A 16,507-nucleotide genomic window follows, 5' to 3' on the forward strand; every position below is an offset into this window, starting at 1 on the left:
TGATTGTTTACAGATGGATTGTTTCCTTGTAAACAAATTTCCGGAGGGGCCATCCGGCCTGAAAAATTTGTTCACGTGATTGACGTCTGGGAGGAGTCATGACCGCAGGAGCTATTGTCCGGAAGGAATTCTGGACGCCGGAACTCGCATGGGAGACCCGGGCGGACGGCACGATCGTCATCTGGCGCGAGGACAAGCTGGGCGCATACGCCACCAAGATCAACGAACGGCTGCTGCACTGGGCACAAGTTGCTCCGGAGCGGACATGGATGGCGGCACGTGCAGGCGATGGCTGGAAACGTATTTCCTATGCTCAGGCCCTGTCGCATGTGCGCAGCCTCGCGCAGGTCTTCCTCAACCACGGCCTGTCCGTTGACAGGCCCGTTGCCATTCTGGCCGAAAACTCGCTCGAGCATGCTTTGATGGCGCTCAGCGCCCAGCATGTGGGCATTCCCTCTGCAGCCATTTCCGCCAATTACGTGACGCTGGCCACCGACTTCGGCAAGCTGACCGAAATCGCGCAGCAGATCACGCCGGGCCTTGCCTTCGTGGAAGACGGCATGCGCTTCCGGACAGCCGTCGATGCGGCTTTCGGCACCGAATGCGTGCTGGTCGCGGCCCGCAATCTGCCAGCTGACCGGCCCAACAGCTTCCTTTTCGAAGACCTGCTGAAGACAGAAGCAACGGCAGCGGTTGATGCCGCATTCGATGCGGTGGGGCCGGATACGGTGGCGAAGTTCCTCTTCACCTCCGGCACCACGGGCTCGCCCAAGGCGGTGATCCAGACCCAGCGGATGCTGTGCTCCAATCAGGAGATGATCCGCGACTGCTACCAGTTCCTGAAGGATGAGCCGCCGGTCATCGTCGACTGGGCGCCGTGGAACCACGTTGCGGCAGGCAGCAAGATCTTCAACATGGCGCTTTACAACGGCGGCACCTTCTACATCGACAACGGCCGCCCCTCGCCCCAGCACATCGGCGAGACGCTGCGCAATCTGAAGGAAATCTCCCCGACATGGTACTTCAATGTGCCCGCCGGTTACGAGATGCTGGTGCATGCCTTCGAGGCCGATCCGGACCTGGCACAGAACTTCTTCCGGAACCTGAAGCTGATGATGTATGCGGGCGCCGGCATGGCGCAGCACACTTGGGATTCCTTGCGCGAAATCTCGCAAGCCATCCTTGGCCGCAGCGTGCTGCTGAGCACCGGCCTTGGCGCCACCGAGACCAGCCCCTTCTCTCTCTTCTGCACCACACAGGAAGACAAGGCAGGCAATGTGGGCATCCCGGCGCAGGGCATCACCATGAAGCTGGTGCCGGTGGAAGACAAATACGAGCTGCGCCTGAAGGGCCCGAACGTGACCCCCGGCTACTGGCGCAATCCGGAGCTGACGGCAGCCGCCTTTGACGAAGAAGGTTTCTACCGCATCGGCGATGCCCTCAAGTTCTCAGTGCCGGGCGATCCTTCGCGGGGCTTCTTCTTCGATGGGCGCATTGCTGAAAACTTCAAGCTCCAGACTGGCACGTGGGTGGCTGTCGGCCCCTTGCGCGCACAACTGGTCGATCAGTTTGGCGGCCTGATCCGCGATGCGGTGATCACCGGCGAGAACGAGGCAGAACTCGGTGCGCTTGTGCTGCTTTCGATGCCCGCAGCACGCAAGCTGATTGAGGGCGGCGAAGGCCTTGATGAGGCTGCCGTTCAGGCTCATCCGGCGGTGCAGGCAGCACTCGCCGCCCGGCTCTACCGGCACCAGAAGCAGGCGACGGGCTCGGCCAGCCGGGTCATGCGCCTTGCGGTGCTGACGGACCCGCCGCGCCTCGACAAGGGCGAGATCACCGAGAAGGGCTCGCTGAACCAGCGCGCCCTGCGCAGCCACCGGCATGAGCAGATCGCAGCGCTTTATGCAGGCGGCGCAGACGTCATTCTGGCAAGGGAAGAGGCCGCAGCATGAAGATTTCAGGTTCCAGCGCACTCGTCACCGGTGGCGGTTCGGGTCTGGGCGAGGCAACAGCCCGCCTGCTGGCGGCAGAAGGCGCCATCGTGCATGTGTTCGACCGGGATGCAGCAGGTGCTGAGCGCGTGGCCGCAGACATTGGCGGTGTTGCCATTGCCGGTGACGTGACCAGCGAAGCAGACGCCAGCGCCGCACTGGACAAGGCCGCTGCGGCCGGCAATGGCCTGCGCATTCTCGTCAATTGCGCCGGGATCGGCACCGCGGCCCGGCTTCTGGGCCGCGACGGGCCGATGCCGCTGGATGCTTTCGAGCGGGTGATCCGCGTCAATCTGGTGGGCACCTTCAACATGATGCGCCTCGCCGCAGCCCGGATGGCAGAGGCGGCGGAAATCGATGGGCTGGGCCGGGGCGTGATCGTCAACACCGCTTCAGTGGCCGCTTTCGAGGGTCAGATCGGCCAGATCGCCTATTCGGCTTCCAAAGGCGGCATCGTCTCCATGGCGCTGCCTGCGGCGCGGGAGCTGGCCCGTTTCGGCATCCGCGTCAACACCATCGCCCCGGGCCTGTTCCGCACGCCCTTGCTGGCGGGCCTGCCTCAGGAAGCGCAGGACAGCCTTGCTGCCGCCATTCCCGGCCCTGCGCGTCTGGGCACGCCGGAGGAATTTGCCGATACGGTGCGCTATCTCGTGGCCAATCCTTACGTCAATGGCGAGGTCATCCGGCTGGACGGTGCCCTTCGCATGCAGCCGCGCTGACCGCCATGGAAGGCTTTCGCGCGCAGGCGGGCCGCACCGCCAGACTGTTGCAGGCAACCTCCGGCTGGCAGGCCGTTCAGGCAATCCTGCCGGATTATGACAGCGAAACGGTGGAGGCGATCCTGAGGGAGGCCGCAGCCTTTGCAGCGACCGAACTCGCCCCGCTGAACGCGGTCTCCGACCGGCAGGGATGCCGCATCGTGGACGGCCGGGTGAAGACACCAGCCGGTTTTGCGCAGGCCTACCGCCGCTATGCGGAAGCTGGATGGCTGGGAATGGACCTGCCGGAAGCCCACGGCGGACAGGGTCTGCCCCTAACGCTTCAGGCCGCCTGCCTGCCGTTGTTCGAGCGCGGCTGCGTTTCCATGATGATGGCGGCCGGCTCCTCCCGCGCCGCCTGCCATCTGCTGGCCGCGGTCGCTGAACCGGCCCTTGCGGAAGAATGGATCGGCCAGCTGCTTGCCGGTGAATGGACTGCCACGATCTGCATTTCCGAGCCTGATGCCGGGTCCGACGTGGGCCGCATCCGCACGACGGCAGTGCAGGGCAGCGATGGCCTGTGGCAGATCCACGGCGTCAAGAGCTGGATTTCCTTCGGCGATCATGACCTTGCCTCACGCATCGGCCACTGCCTGCTTGCCCGCACGGGCAAGACGGCGGGCACCGCCGGGCTCAGCCTGTTCCTCGTGCCCAATCAGACCGGCGGCAAGGCCAATGGTATCACCGTGCAGCGGATCGAGGAGAAGATGGGCCTGCATGGCTCGCCCACCTGTATCCTCGGGTTTGACGGCGCGCGCGGCTGGCTGCTCGGCGAGGAGGGGCGCGGGCTGCATGCCCTGTTCCATATGATCGAACTGATGCGCCTGCAGACCGGCTGCCAGGGCCTCGGCCTTGCTTCCGCTGCCGCCGATATCGCGGAAGCCTACGCGCAGGACCGCAGGCAGGGCGGACCGGCGGACCGGCCGCCTGTGCCGATCGCGCAGCATCCCGATGTGTGCCGACAGCTTTCGCTTCTGCGCCGTCAGACGGAGGTCACACGCGCCGCCATTCTGGAAAGCGCCGCCCGGATGGATCTGGCCCGCCTGGCGCCGGATGAAAAGCTGCGGGCAGACATGCGCGATTTCAGCGCCTTCATGCTGCCCATGATCAAGACCTTCGGCGCGGAAGCGGGCTTTGAAGTCTCAAACCGGGCCATTCAGGTGATGGGCGCGGCCGGCTATACGAAGGAATGGCCGGTCGAGCAGCACCTGCGCGACAGCCGGGTGATGACCATTTACGAGGGCACCACCGGCATTCAGGCCATCGATTTCCTGACCCGCCGCCTGTGGCGCGATCAGGGCCGGGGCCTTGCCGTGTTTGAACGGCTGATGCGCGAAGGCATTGCCGCCGCCGCAGCAGACCGTCCGGCGGAGGCCGCAGAGGCTGAAGCTGCCCTTGCCGCCTTCCTTGGCATGGCAGCGGAACTCAATGCCCTGCAGGGTAAGCCGGAGGAGGCGCTTTACCGGGCCGAGGATTACATGCGCTGCGCCTGGGCTGCGGTCACCGCATGGATGGCGCTCCGGCTGGACTGATACCCAGCCGGAAGCACGGCGCCGGATTGCAGTTCGTTTATACCAAGGCTTTCGATGCTGACGCATCACGCCTTGAAAAGGCTCAAGCGCCGCACGGGCTTGACCAATGCTCGACAAGTCAAGCTTATCGAGCATTGGTATTACTCCGCCGCAACCCTGAACACAGCTTTCGGCGGAACAGTGCCCATGGCAAGCGCCCTCAGCGCGGGCAGGTCATGCACGGCCACATCACCCTGCACGTTCAGCGAAATATAGCCATCGCGGCGCAGGCGGCTGATGCAGCGGCTGACGGTTTCCAGCGTCAGCCCCAGCCAGTCCGCCAGATCCTGCCGCGTCAGATACATCGGAAAGCGCAATACCGCAGTTTCGGCCCCCACCTTGGCGAACTGGCGGCATAGATCCACCAGCGCCGAGGCGACCTTTTCCGTTGCCGTCTTGCGCCCCAGCAGCATGGCATGGGCCTGGGCCCGGCGCAGCAGCAGGCGGACGGCGGCATTCAGCTCACCCTCCATGCGCCGCTGTCCGGCGGCGACCAGTTCCAGCCGGGCGGGAGCCATGGCCTCGGCGCCGCATTGCTGGATATCCGAAAGGCCGCGCCCGAACATCTTGCCGGGCCCGAGCACATCCAGGATTTGCCGGCGCCCGTCGGGCAGGCGCTGATAAAGGGCAACGCAGCCCTCAAGGATACGGAAGGTCTCGCTGCGGTTGACACCGGGCAGGAAGATACTGGTGCGGGCGGCAACCGTTGCAATCTTGCGGCCATTCTCGCTCATCAGCGGGTCAATGAGAAAGTCAATCGGGACGGCAGTGTGCGTGCCGCGGCTCGGGGAGAGCATTTCCATCTGAACACATCCGGTCTGGCACCAGCGGGGCTGGTGGAACAGAGACAGGCCGGAAAGGCCCGGCCGGTTTAGATCAGGATGTTTGCAGGGGGCGCCCTGGAGCCTCTGCTGCCCGGCGGCACGCCGGAGGCAGGCACCTGCGGCAGATAGAGAACCCAGATGCCCTGTTCTGCGAAGGACAGAGCCTTGCCGGCGCCCAGTACAGGCTCGGGCAGAACGACAGAGGCCGAGAGGCGGCAGGCCTCGCACCCTTCAGAGCCGGAATGATGCGGCGTGCCATCCTTTCCGGTGGGGGTGAGGCACAGCACCGGCAGGCTGCCATCCGGCAGGCGGAAGGCTTCCAGCTCCTCCAGCTGGCTGGCGGAAAGGGCATGGGCAGGCGGCTGATGGGCAAAGCCAAGCAACAGGAAACCCATGGCGCAAAGAATGCGCAGCAGGTTCGCCGTGTGTTTTTGCCCTTGGTGCATCAGAACTCCTGTTCCTACAGTTAAAGCCGTTCCTGTGCAGTTTCAATGACGCTCCGTCACATGCAGCCGCTGTGGCCTGCGGCGCGTCAGCGCAGAGGCCTGAAAGGCACGCAGGGAGGAAGTCCTGATACAAATAGTGACACTTGCGGCCGTTGACGCCGCCGCCCGGTAATTTTAGGTAGCATGTCGTTTTACCTGATCCCCTTCGGCGGCCTTGTCCATGCGTGCCCTGTCATTTTTCAGCCGATCCGGATCAATCCGGCCTGCAAGGTCAGATTTTTCCTGGCGCCGGCCTCTCGGTTTTCTGCCACTTGCCTTGGTCCTTTCAGGATGTGCCGTGGGGCCAGACTATACAAAGCCCGGGTTTGTTCTTTCCCAGAACTTCAGCAACACGAGCCAGAAGGGCGAGGCGCGCCCTGCGGAACTTGCAAGATGGTGGGAACAGCTGGGCGATCCGGTGCTGAACCAGCTGATCGAAACGGCGATCCGCGAAAACCTTGACGCAGCCACCGCCAAGGCCCGTGTCCGCGAAGCCCGCGCCTCGCTGGACCGGGAGACCGGCGGGCTGCTGCCGTCGGCAGACGGATCGGGCAGCGCGCGGCGGTCACGCTCCTCCGGCGAAGACCCGAAGATGAGCAATCTGTTCCAGACAGGCCTTTCGGCCAGCTGGGAGGTGGATCTGTTTGGCGCCAATGCCCGCAAGGTGGAGGCAGCACGCTACGGCCTTGATGCTGCCGAGGAAGACCTGCGCGCCACGATGGTGACGCTGATCGGCGACACCGCGAGCTATTACGTGCAGGCCCGCGCCAATCAGGCCCGCATCGCCCTGGCACGGCGCACGGCCGCCTCACAGACCGAAACCGTACGCCTGACACAGTCCCGCTTCGACGCTGGCGCCGTTTCAGCGGCGGACGTGGCAAATGCCACCGGACAGGCAGCCAGCACGGAAGCGAACATTCCGAGCCTCAGAATCTCCTATGCCGAAGCCCTGCACCGGCTGGGCGTGCTGACGGGCGGCGAGCCTGCCTCGCTGGCTGGATTGATGGACAAGCCCCGGCCCATCCCCCGGCCAAAACTGCCGCTTGGCTCAGGCGTCCCGGCAGATCTTCTCAACACCCGGCCAGACCTCAAGGTGCTGGAGCGCAAACTGGCGCAAGCCACCGCCTCCATTGGCGCGGCGGAGGCTGCCCGTTATCCGGCCATCAGCCTGACGGGCAATATCAGCACCTCGGCAGCGCAAACGGGGGATCTGGCGAAGAACTCCTCGATCAGCTGGTCCTTCGGCCCCTCTCTCAGCGTGCCCGTTTTCAATGGCGGTGCACTGGCCGCGGCAGCAGAGGTTGCACGGGCTCAGCGCGACGCGAGTTTTCTGGCCTATCGCAAGGGTGTGCTGACCGCTCTCGAAGAGGTTGAGAACGCGCTGGTCAGCCTCAGCCAGCAGCGCCAGCGGGCGGCCAAGCTTTCCGCCGCTGCCCGTGCCTACCGGCAGGCGGCAGACCTTGCCCGCACACAGTATCAGAGTGGCTCCAGCAGCTTTCTGGAAGTCCTCAACGCCGACCGCTCGCTCTACAGCGCCGAAGACAGCCTGATCGCCAGCCAGCTTTCCATCACCTCGGCCTATATCAGCCTCAACCGCAGTCTTGGCGGCGGCTGGGACGGAACAGTGGATACCAGCACCCCGGCCGTCAGGGATGAGCGCAACGGACCGCGGCTGCGCAAGCTGACGCCCGACAATTGATGCAGCGCCGGGGCGGCCCTCCTGCCCGCCCGGCCCAGCCTGATGAAAGCGTGTTCTCAATGAACGCATCAAGACCCCGCAAAAAAGGCCGCTGGCTGATTGCCGCCGCTCTCCTCGCCGCAGCAGCGGGCGGCGCTTATTACGCCCGCGCCGCCCTGCAGCCAGCCGCCGGTCCAACCGTGATGACCTCCGCCGTGCGCAAGGGCACTATCGAGGAAACGGTGCTGGCCACCGGCATCCTGAAGCCATCCAAACTGGTCGCTGTCGGCGCACAGGCCTCGGGCCGGATCATCGCCCTGAAGGTGAAGCTGGGTCAGAAGCTGAAGGCCGGGGATCTGGTGGCAGAGATCGACGCCACCACCCAGACCAACAGCCTGCGTACTGCGGAAGCCTCACTGGCCAATGTGGAGGCCCAGCGCGTGGAGAAGGAAGCCTCGCTGCAGCTGGCCCGCACCTCTCTTGACCGCCAGAAGACGCTGATCGCCCAGAACGCCACCTCGAAAGCTGAGCTGGACACGGCGCAGTCGCAGGTCAAGACCATCGAGGCCCAGATCCGGGCGCTGGATGCCCAGATCGTGGCAGCCAAGGTGGCCGTGGAAACGGCACGCGCCAATCTCGGCTACACCCGCATCACCGCCCCGATTGACGGTACGGTGCTGGCCATCGTCAACCAGGAAGGCCAGACGGTGAATGCGGCCCAATCGGCCCCCACCATCATCATCATGGGCCAGCTCGACGTGATGAATGTGCAGGCGGAAATCTCCGAAGCGGATGTGGTGAAGGTGAAGCCGGAAACGGAAGTCTATTTCAACGTGCTCGGGGCGCCGGACACGAAATATCAGGCCCAGCTCGACTTCATCGAGCCAGCGCCGGAATCGATCACCAGCGACAAGGCCGTCAGTGGCTCTTCCAGTGCCGCATCCTCCAGCTCCAGCACCGCCGCGATCTATTACAACGGCATCTTCAACGTGCCCAATCCAGACGGAGTGCTGCGCACCTACATGACGGCGGAAGTCACCATCGTGCTGGGCAAGGCTGTGGATGTGCCAGTGATTGCCGCCACCGCACTCGGCGCCCGCAATCCGGACGGCAGCTACACCGTTCAGGTGATGGGCCGGGACGGCAGCATCGAAACGCGGCAGGTGGAAACCGGCCTCAACGACAAGATCAACGTGGAGATCCGCTCCGGCCTCAAGGAGGGCGAAAGGGTCGTGACCGGCACTCTGGAAGCCGGCACCGTTACCCGCAGCACCACACGGCGCGGCCCGCCCATGGGACTGTGAGGCGGGGCCATGGCGGAACCGCTCATCAGCCTGAAGGCGCTCTATCGCTCGTTCCCGGCCGGAGACGGAGAGGTCGCGGTCCTCAAGGGCATCAATCTTGAGATCGCCCGGGGTGAGTTCGTCTCCATCATCGGCCAGTCCGGTTCCGGCAAGTCGACGCTGATGAACATCCTCGGCTGCCTCGACACACCGACCGGGGGAAGTTACCGGATCGGCGGGCGCGAGACGGCGGACCTTGAGCCAGATGAACTGGCGGCTCTGAGACGCGAGAAATTCGGCTTCATCTTCCAGCGTTATAATCTGCTGGCCGAACTGACCGCCCTCGGCAATGTGGAAGTGCCTGCCGTCTATGCAGGCCTTGCGCAGGCGGAGCGGCGGCAGCGGGCGGCGGATATCCTCACGCGGCTTGGCCTTGGCGACCGGATGGAGCACCGTCCGCCACAGCTCTCGGGCGGACAGCAGCAGCGCGTCTCTATCGCCCGAGCTCTCATGAACGGCGGCGACATCATCCTCGCCGACGAGCCGACCGGCGCGCTGGACACGCGCAGCGGACAGGATGTGCTCGGCATCCTGCGTGAGCTGCACAGGGAGGGGAAGACGGTCATCATCGTCACCCATGACCCCAATGTGGCCGCGCTGGCAGAACGGACCATCGAAATCCTCGACGGCGAGATCATCGCCGACAACCTGCGCAAGACAGGTACCCCGGATATGGCGGAACCACAGGCCATTGCTGCTATTGCCCCGGCACCGCAGCTGCAGCCGGGGCAGAGCACGGCGCGCAAGCTGAACCGGGGCCTCACCGCATGGGCCGGCCGCTTCGGCGAAGCGTTCCGCATGGCGCTGCTCTCCATGAAGGCGCACAAGCTGCGCACATTCCTGACCATGCTCGGCATCATCATCGGCATCGCCTCCGTGGTGAGCGTGGTGGCGCTCGGCACGGGCACACGGGAGAAGGTGCTGGCCAACATCGCTAGCCTCGGCACAAGCACGCTGGAGGTCTTCCCCGGCAAGGACTTCGGCGATGCGCGCTCCGGCAAGGTGACGACGCTGGTGATTTCCGACGCCAGGGAACTCGCCAGACAGCCTTATCTCAGGGCCGTCACGCCAACCGTCTCCACCAGCGCTACCCTGCGCTATGGTTCGAAGGAAGCCTCCGCCCTCGCCAACGGCGTCAGCACTGCCTATTTCGATGCCAAGGGCACGAAGATCGCATCAGGCAAGTTCTTCGATGCCGGCAGCGAGCATAATCTCGATGCGGTGGCGGTGATCGACGAGAACACCCGCAAGACCCTTTTTGCAGATGAGCCGGACGGTGCGGTTGGCAAGGTGCTGCTGATCAACAACATGCCCGCGCGCATCGTCGGCGTGGCCCAGCCCCAGCAGGGCGGTTTCGGCAGCAGCCAGAATCTCTCGGTGTTCCTGCCCTACACCACCGTACAGGCACGCCTCACCGGCTCAGGCACCCTGCGCAGCATCACCGTGCGGGTGGAGGATGATGTGGACATGAAGCTGGCCGAGCAGATGGTCACCACTTTCCTGACCCAGCGCCACGGCACGAAGGACTTCTTCATCCTCAACACCGACGACATCCGCCAGTCCATCACCAGCACCACCGCCACCATGACACTGCTGATCGCCGCCATTGCCGTGATCTCGCTGATCGTGGGCGGCATCGGCGTGATGAACATCATGCTGGTGACTGTCTCCGAGCGTGTCTCGGAAATCGGCGTGCGTATGGCTGTCGGGGCGCGGCGGTCCGACATCCTGCAGCAATTCCTCATCGAGGCGGTCACGGTCTGCATCATCGGCGGCCTGACGGGAATTGCAGTGGCTTTGAGTTTCGGTGCCCTATTCCCGTTCTTTGTCTCCGATTTCGCGCTGATCTTCTCGAACGCCTCGATTGCCTATGCCTTCGGGATTTCAACCCTGATCGGCATCGTTTTCGGCTTCCTCCCCGCCCGCAACGCCTCCCGCCTCGATCCGGTCGCGGCGCTGAGCCGCCTGTGAGGCGTCAGGCGGGTTTCGTTACCCGGCGCAGTGTCAGGTTGATACGGCCGCCGTTTTTAAGAAGGGTGGAGGTGCCCGGATAAAGCCGGTCGATGCCGTGGAAGGCGAGCCGGGACGGGCCCTCCAGCAGCAGCACGTCGCCCGAGTTCAGCCGGAACGAGCGGGTCGGGTCCTTGCGGGTGAGGCCACCGATGCGGAATAGGGCCGAATCGCCCAGCGAGACAGACAGAACCGGCGCCTCAAAGGTTTCCTCGTCCCGGTCCTGATGCAGGCCCATCCGGGCGTTCCCGTCATAGAAATTGATCAGGCAGGCTTCGGGCTCAGGGGCATTTGGAGCAAGCTCGCGCCACAGGTCCTTCAGCACATCCGGCATTGGCGGCCACGGCTTTCCCGTCACCGGATGCAGCGGCTGATAGCGGTAGCCGCGAATGTCCGATACCCAGCCCAGGGGGCCGCAATTGCTCATGCGCACAGAAAAGGGCTGGCCGTTTTTAGGCATTACCGGACGGAACAGCGGCGCTTCGGCCACAATGGTCCGCAGCTGCTCCGCAAGATCTTCCTGTGCGGGGCCGTCCAGATGACCGGGCAGAAAACGCACCCCCTCCGGCAGCGGGCCTCGTCTCTTCCGGGCGCTTTCCGGTGCAGCGTTGTCCAAAGTCATTCCACAGTCTCCAGCAGCCAAAGAACGCAAGTCCGCAAGGCATGTAGCGATCCTTGCGCTGATAAGGGCTTTTGCACAGCAAGATCAGGCAGGCAGACGCCTTGCAGCAAGCCTGTCTCCCGCCTATATAGCGGTCAAGCTCAGTGCTGACAGGCGGAACAACCTGCTGACAGCCCCGGACAAGGCCAAGGGTCAAAACTCGTGATCAGGGCCTCAGGGATCAAAAGGGGCTTGGGCCAGTGCTTCCATTGCGGAGCATCAGGCTTTAAGCGCGCCGGCATCACTGATTGTGAAAGGGAGCCGGATTGACGCCGATACGGGTTTTTCCGGTTTGCTAGAAAGAGAGGAAGAAATGGCAAAGGTCATCGGTATCGACCTCGGCACGACGAATTCGTGTGTTGCCGTCATGGACGGCAAGGATGCAAAGGTCATCGAGAACTCGGAAGGCGCACGCACCACGCCTTCGATGGTCGCCTTCTCGGACGACAACGAGCGTCTCGTCGGCCAGCCGGCCAAGCGCCAGGCCGTCACCAACCCCACCAACACGCTCTTCGCAGTGAAGCGCCTCATCGGCCGCCGCTTCGATGATCCGACCGTGGCGAAGGACAAGGGCCTTGTACCCTATGACATCGTCAAGGCAGACAATGGCGATGCGTGGGTTTCGGCCAACGGGCAGAAGTACTCGCCCTCCCAGATTTCCGCCTTCATCCTGCAGAAAATGAAGGAAACCGCCGAGAGCTATCTCGGCGAGACCGTGACCCAGGCAGTCATCACCGTTCCGGCCTATTTCAACGACGCCCAGCGTCAGGCCACCAAGGATGCGGGCAAGATCGCCGGTCTCGAAGTTCTGCGCATCATCAACGAGCCGACCGCAGCCGCGCTCGCATATGGCCTCGACAAGAACGATGGCAAGACCATCGCTGTCTATGACCTTGGCGGCGGCACCTTCGACGTGTCGGTTCTGGAAATCGGCGACGGCGTCTTCGAAGTGAAGTCGACGAACGGTGATACGTTCCTCGGCGGTGAAGACTTCGACATGCGTCTGGTCGACTACTTTGCCTCCGAGTTCAAGAAGGAGCAGGGCATCGACCTGAAGAACGACAAGCTGGCCCTGCAGCGCCTCAAGGAGGCTGCAGAAAAGGCCAAGATCGAGCTGTCGTCCTCCTCGCAGACCGAAATCAACCTGCCCTTCATCACGGCTGATGCGTCCGGTCCCAAGCACCTGACCATGAAGCTGACGCGCGCCAAGTTCGAGAGCCTCGTCGAGGATCTGGTCCAGCGCACGATCGAGCCGTGCAAGGCAGCCCTGAAGGATGCCGGCCTCGTCGCCGGTCAGATCGATGAAGTGGTTCTCGTCGGCGGCATGACCCGCATGCCAAAGATCCAGGAAGTCGTGAAGACCTTCTTCGGCAAGGAGCCGCACAAGGGCGTGAACCCGGACGAAGTGGTGGCCATGGGCGCCGCCATTCAGGCCGGCGTGCTGCAGGGCGACGTCAAGGACGTTCTGCTGCTCGACGTGACCCCGCTGTCGCTCGGCATCGAGACGCTCGGCGGCGTGTTCACCCGCCTGATCGACCGTAACACCACGATCCCGACGAAGAAGAGCCAGACCTTCTCCACGGCCGAAGACAACCAGACCGCCGTGACGATCCGGGTGTTCCAGGGCGAGCGCGAGATGGCAGCCGACAACAAGATGCTCGGCCAGTTCGACCTCGTCGGGCTGCCGCCCGCCCCGCGCGGCGTGCCGCAGATCGAGGTAGCCTTCGACATCGACGCCAACGGCATCGTCAACGTGTCGGCCAAGGACAAGGGGACCGGCAAGGAGCAGCAGATCCGCATCCAGGCCTCCGGCGGCCTCAGCGACGCTGACATCGAGAAGATGGTCAAGGACGCCGAAGCCCATGCGGATGAGGACAAGAAGCGCCGCGAGCTGGTGGAAGCCCGCAATCAGGGTGAATCTCTGATGCATTCCACCGAGAAGTCCCTCAAGGACTACGGCGACAAGGTCTCCTCAGACGACAAGGCCTCGATCGAGAGCGCGATTGCTGCCCTCAAGACGGCCCTGACCACGGAAGACGTAGCGGACATCCAGTCCAAGACCCAGGCTCTGGCCGAAGTCTCGATGAAACTGGGTGAAGCCATGTACAAGGCCTCGCAGGCGGAAGCCGAAGGCGGCGAAGACGCCGGTGCGTCCTCCGCGAAAGACGACGACGTGGTCGATGCCGACTTCGAAGAAGTCAAGGACGACAAGAAGTAAGTCACTGGCACGGCGCGGCTCCTCAAGGGACCGCGCCGTTCCGGCTTTCCAGCGGCGGCTGGCGGCGACCGGTTCAGTCCGGCAGGCCGGCACCGCTGCAATGCAGGGCATGATGCCTGCACCGTTTTCCCCAATGACGCGCAGATGCGCAGCGGAGAGCCTGTCTGACGCCCGGAGAACGGCCAGACAGAGACGGATGCCAGGCACCCTCAAGCGATACCCGGCGGGCAGCAATTCATGGCGAAGCGCGACTTTTATGAAATCCTTGGCGTGGCGCGGGATGCGGACGAGAAGGCCCTGAAGAGTGCCTACCGCAAGCTTGCGATGCAGTATCATCCGGACCGTAATCCGGGCGATGCTTCGGCCGAGGCGCAATTCAAGGAAGTCAACGAGGCCTACGACATCCTGAAGGACGGACAGAAGCGGGCAGCCTATGACCGCTTCGGCCATGCCGCGTTTGAAAACGGCGGCGGAGGCGGCGGGGCCGGATTTGGCGGCAACGGCGACTTCGCCTCGACCATGTCCGACATCTTCGAAGAGTTTTTCGGCATGGGTGGCGGACGCCGCTCGTCTGGCGGGCGCGAGCGCGGCGCAGACCTGCGCTACAACCTCGAAATCACCCTGGAAGAGGCCTTCACGGGCAAGACCGTGGAGATCGAGGTTCCGACCTCCGTCACCTGTCAGCCCTGCAGCGGCTCCGGCGCCAAGCCCGGCTCCAGTCCCACCACCTGCCGCACCTGCGGCGGCTCAGGGCGCGTACGCGCGGCCCAGGGCTTCTTCACGCTGGAACGCACCTGCCCGGGCTGTCAGGGCCGCGGCCAGGTCATCTCCGATCCCTGCCCCCATTGCTCCGGCGTTGGCCGGGTGACGCAGGAGCGCACCCTCTCGGTCAACATTCCGGCTGGCATCGAGGACGGCACCCGCATCCGCCTTGCCGGTGAGGGCGAGGCAGGCCTTCGTGGCGGTCCATCTGGCGATCTCTATATTTTCCTGTCGCTGAAGCCACATGAGTTCTTCCAGCGCGACGGGGCGGATCTTTATTGCCGCGTGCCGATTTCCATGACGACGGCTGCCCTTGGCGGCCAGTTCGATGTGCCTACGGTTGAAGGCGGCACGACGCGGGTCAAGGTGCCCGAGGGCACGCAGAACGGCCGCCAGTTCCGTCTCAAGGGCAAGGGCATGCCGGTGATGCGCACCACCCAGCACGGCGACATGTACATTCAGGTCACGGTGGAAACACCGACGAACCTGACCAAGCGCCAGCGCGAATTGCTGGCCGAATTCGAGAAGGAAAGCTCGGGAGAAAACAATCCGGAGAGCACCGGCTTCTTTGCCCGGGTAAAGGATTTTCTCGACAATCTGGGCAATTGAGCCTGCATCCGTTCAAGGCCCTATGCCGCCACACGGCATCAAGGGCCTTGAAATGGCCACGGTTGCGCGGATAGATGCTTTTACAAATCTAACCGGAGGAAACGATGGCTGCATTCAGGATGCTCGGCGAGAAGCCCTTGAAGAAAAAGCTCCAGGATGAGTTCCGCTTCTTCCGCAACTGGCTCGACAGTCCGCTGACCCTTGGCGCCATTTCGCCTTCCGGCCCGGAACTGGCCCGGCGGATTGCCTCCTTCCTGAATGTGCGCCCTGACGGCCGCTATCTCGAGCTTGGGCCCGGAACGGGCGTGGTAACGCAGGCGATCTTTGACCGCGGCATCACGGAAAGCCAGCTGACCGCCTTGGAATACACCACTGAATTCTGCCGCATGCTGCGCGACCGGTTTCCCGGCATGATGACCATTCAGGGTGATGCCTACGCCCTGCGCCAGACCCTGGAAAAAGCCATTCCGGTGCAGGATGGCATGTTCGCCGGCATTGTTTCGGGCCTGCCTCTGTTCACCCAGCCTGTGGAGAAGCGCCGGGCGCTGATCCTTGAGGCGCTGGACCTGTGCGAGCCTGGCGCGAACTTCATCCAGTTCTCCTATGCGCTGGTGCCGCCGGTAAAGCCGGAACCTGGTGTTCTCAGCCTCGACAAGACCGGCTGGATTTTTGCCAACCTGCCGCCTGCCCGCGTCTGGGTCTACAGCAAGCCGCAGTAATTCCGGCAGCCAACTGATTTCGGCCCGGCATCCGGATCGCATGAGTTTCAGCGTTTCTTCTTGCGCCTCAACCGCTTGTGATGGCAGGTTGTGAAAAATATCTGTCGCCGGATGATCACAGCTCTGTTCCCGGGCGTGTGCGAACCGCGATGCCGCACCAGAAGGAGACAGCATGCGCCATCCGAAGATCCTCGTCTTTTCCGGCTCCATCAGGGGTGGATCGCTCAACACACGCCTTGCCGGGCTTGCCGCAAAGCGGCTGGCTCTGGCCGATGCGGAGGTGACACGCATTTCGCTCGCCGACTACCAGATGCCCATCTATGACGGCGATCTGGAACAGGAGAAGGGTCCGCCGGAAGCGGCCCGCAAGCTCAAGCGGCTGATGCAGGAACAGCACGGCGTCTTCATCGCCTGCCCGGAGTACAACGCCGGTATGACCCCGCTTCTCAAGAACACGCTGGACTGGGTGAGCCGCGTCGCCGATCAGGGCGAAGCGCCCGGCATCGCCTTCAAGAATCGTGTCTTCTGTCTGGGCGCTGCCTCCCCCGGCGCTCTCGGCGGCATTCGCGGCCTCATCGGCTCACGCACCGTACTCGAAATCGGGCTTGGCGCACTGGTTCTGCCGGAAATGGCCATGGTGCCTGATGCTGGCAAAGCCTTTGATCCGCAAGGCAATCTCGTCAACGAAATGAGCTCCCGTGCTCTTGATGCCGCCGTGCAGCGTTTGATGCGCGAAACCCGGGCTCTCATCTGATCATCGGTCTGGCGCGCCCGGCGGCCTGGACGCTCCGATCCGGCGCGTCACAGCCCGCGGCTTGGCGGATGGGATTTTCCCTCCTAAATAAGAGACAACGCTGGCGGCCCTGCGGCCGCCTTTC

Annotated in this window: 13 protein-coding genes; 10 read left to right on the forward strand and 3 right to left on the reverse strand. The window is 63.8% G+C overall.

Translation table 11 applies throughout. The features are described from left to right. Positions 1-98: 98 nt before the first annotated feature. From V6L75_RS05910 to V6L75_RS05920, 3 genes are read left to right on the forward strand one after another with little or no spacing between them, the layout of a single operon-like run. Positions 99-1,952 (forward strand): feruloyl-CoA synthase, encoded by a 1,854-nt coding sequence (locus V6L75_RS05910; RefSeq protein ID WP_334250597.1) that lies wholly within the window; start codon positions 99-101, stop codon positions 1,950-1,952. Beyond that, the gene (locus V6L75_RS05915) at positions 1,949-2,710 is read left to right on the forward strand and encodes an SDR family NAD(P)-dependent oxidoreductase (protein WP_334250598.1); all 762 of its coding nucleotides are present in this window, start codon (positions 1,949-1,951) and stop codon (positions 2,708-2,710) included. The genes V6L75_RS05910 and V6L75_RS05915 overlap by 4 nt, the downstream gene beginning before the upstream one ends. A 5-nt stretch (positions 2,711-2,715) precedes the next feature. Beyond that, entirely contained in the window at positions 2,716-4,281 is a 1,566-nt protein-coding gene (locus tag V6L75_RS05920; RefSeq protein ID WP_334250599.1) for an acyl-CoA dehydrogenase family protein, read from the forward strand. Positions 4,282-4,421: 140 nt separating this feature from the next. On the opposite strand, the gene V6L75_RS05925 is transcribed toward V6L75_RS05920, so the two are convergent. Then, positions 4,422-5,123 (reverse strand): helix-turn-helix domain-containing protein, encoded by a 702-nt coding sequence (locus tag V6L75_RS05925; protein WP_334250600.1) that lies wholly within the window; start codon positions 5,121-5,123, stop codon positions 4,422-4,424. A gap of 68 nt (positions 5,124-5,191) precedes the next feature. After that, the gene (locus tag V6L75_RS05930) at positions 5,192-5,590 is read right to left on the reverse strand and encodes a hypothetical protein (protein ID WP_334250601.1); all 399 of its coding nucleotides are present in this window, start codon (positions 5,588-5,590) and stop codon (positions 5,192-5,194) included. Between the two features lie 220 nt (positions 5,591-5,810). On the opposite strand from V6L75_RS05930, the gene V6L75_RS05935 reads away from it, so the two are divergent. From V6L75_RS05935 to V6L75_RS05945, 3 genes are read left to right on the forward strand one after another with little or no spacing between them, the layout of a single operon-like run. Beyond that, the gene (locus tag V6L75_RS05935) at positions 5,811-7,328 is read left to right on the forward strand and encodes an efflux transporter outer membrane subunit (RefSeq protein WP_334250602.1); all 1,518 of its coding nucleotides are present in this window, start codon (positions 5,811-5,813) and stop codon (positions 7,326-7,328) included. 59 nt (positions 7,329-7,387) lie between these two features. Further along, positions 7,388-8,611, forward strand: a complete 1,224-nt coding sequence (locus tag V6L75_RS05940; protein ID WP_334250603.1) for an efflux RND transporter periplasmic adaptor subunit — start codon at positions 7,388-7,390, stop codon at positions 8,609-8,611. Between the two features lie 9 nt (positions 8,612-8,620). After that, positions 8,621-10,621: a MacB family efflux pump subunit gene (locus V6L75_RS05945; RefSeq protein ID WP_334250604.1), complete on the forward strand. Its 2,001-nt coding sequence runs from the start codon at positions 8,621-8,623 to the stop codon at positions 10,619-10,621. Positions 10,622-10,625: 4 nt separating this feature from the next. On the opposite strand, the gene V6L75_RS05950 is transcribed toward V6L75_RS05945, so the two are convergent. Continuing rightward, positions 10,626-11,282: an alpha-ketoglutarate-dependent dioxygenase AlkB family protein gene (locus V6L75_RS05950; protein WP_334250605.1), complete on the reverse strand. Its 657-nt coding sequence runs from the start codon at positions 11,280-11,282 to the stop codon at positions 10,626-10,628. A gap of 352 nt (positions 11,283-11,634) precedes the next feature. On the opposite strand from V6L75_RS05950, the gene dnaK reads away from it, so the two are divergent. The 4 genes from dnaK to V6L75_RS05970 all read left to right on the forward strand — a co-directional run bounded on the left by dnaK (position 11,635) and on the right by V6L75_RS05970 (position 16,383). Continuing rightward, positions 11,635-13,539 (forward strand): molecular chaperone DnaK, encoded by a 1,905-nt coding sequence (dnaK, locus tag V6L75_RS05955; RefSeq protein WP_334250606.1) that lies wholly within the window; start codon positions 11,635-11,637, stop codon positions 13,537-13,539. A gap of 237 nt (positions 13,540-13,776) precedes the next feature. Then, on the forward strand, positions 13,777-14,910 hold the full coding sequence (gene dnaJ / locus V6L75_RS05960) for a molecular chaperone DnaJ (RefSeq protein ID WP_334250607.1): 1,134 nt from the start codon (positions 13,777-13,779) through the stop codon (positions 14,908-14,910). Between the two features lie 104 nt (positions 14,911-15,014). After that, complete coding sequence (locus V6L75_RS05965) at positions 15,015-15,629, forward strand: class I SAM-dependent methyltransferase (protein WP_334250608.1); 615 nt, start codon at positions 15,015-15,017, stop codon at positions 15,627-15,629. Positions 15,630-15,801: 172 nt separating this feature from the next. Next, positions 15,802-16,383 carry an NADPH-dependent FMN reductase gene (locus tag V6L75_RS05970; protein WP_334250609.1) on the forward strand — a complete coding sequence of 194 codons (582 nt, stop codon included), beginning with the start codon at positions 15,802-15,804 and terminating at the stop codon, positions 16,381-16,383. Positions 16,384-16,507: the final 124 nt, after the last annotated feature.

Source organism: Pannonibacter anstelovis, from assembly GCF_036881715.1.
GTDB classification, from domain to species: domain Bacteria; phylum Pseudomonadota; class Alphaproteobacteria; order Rhizobiales; family Stappiaceae; genus Pannonibacter; species Pannonibacter anstelovis.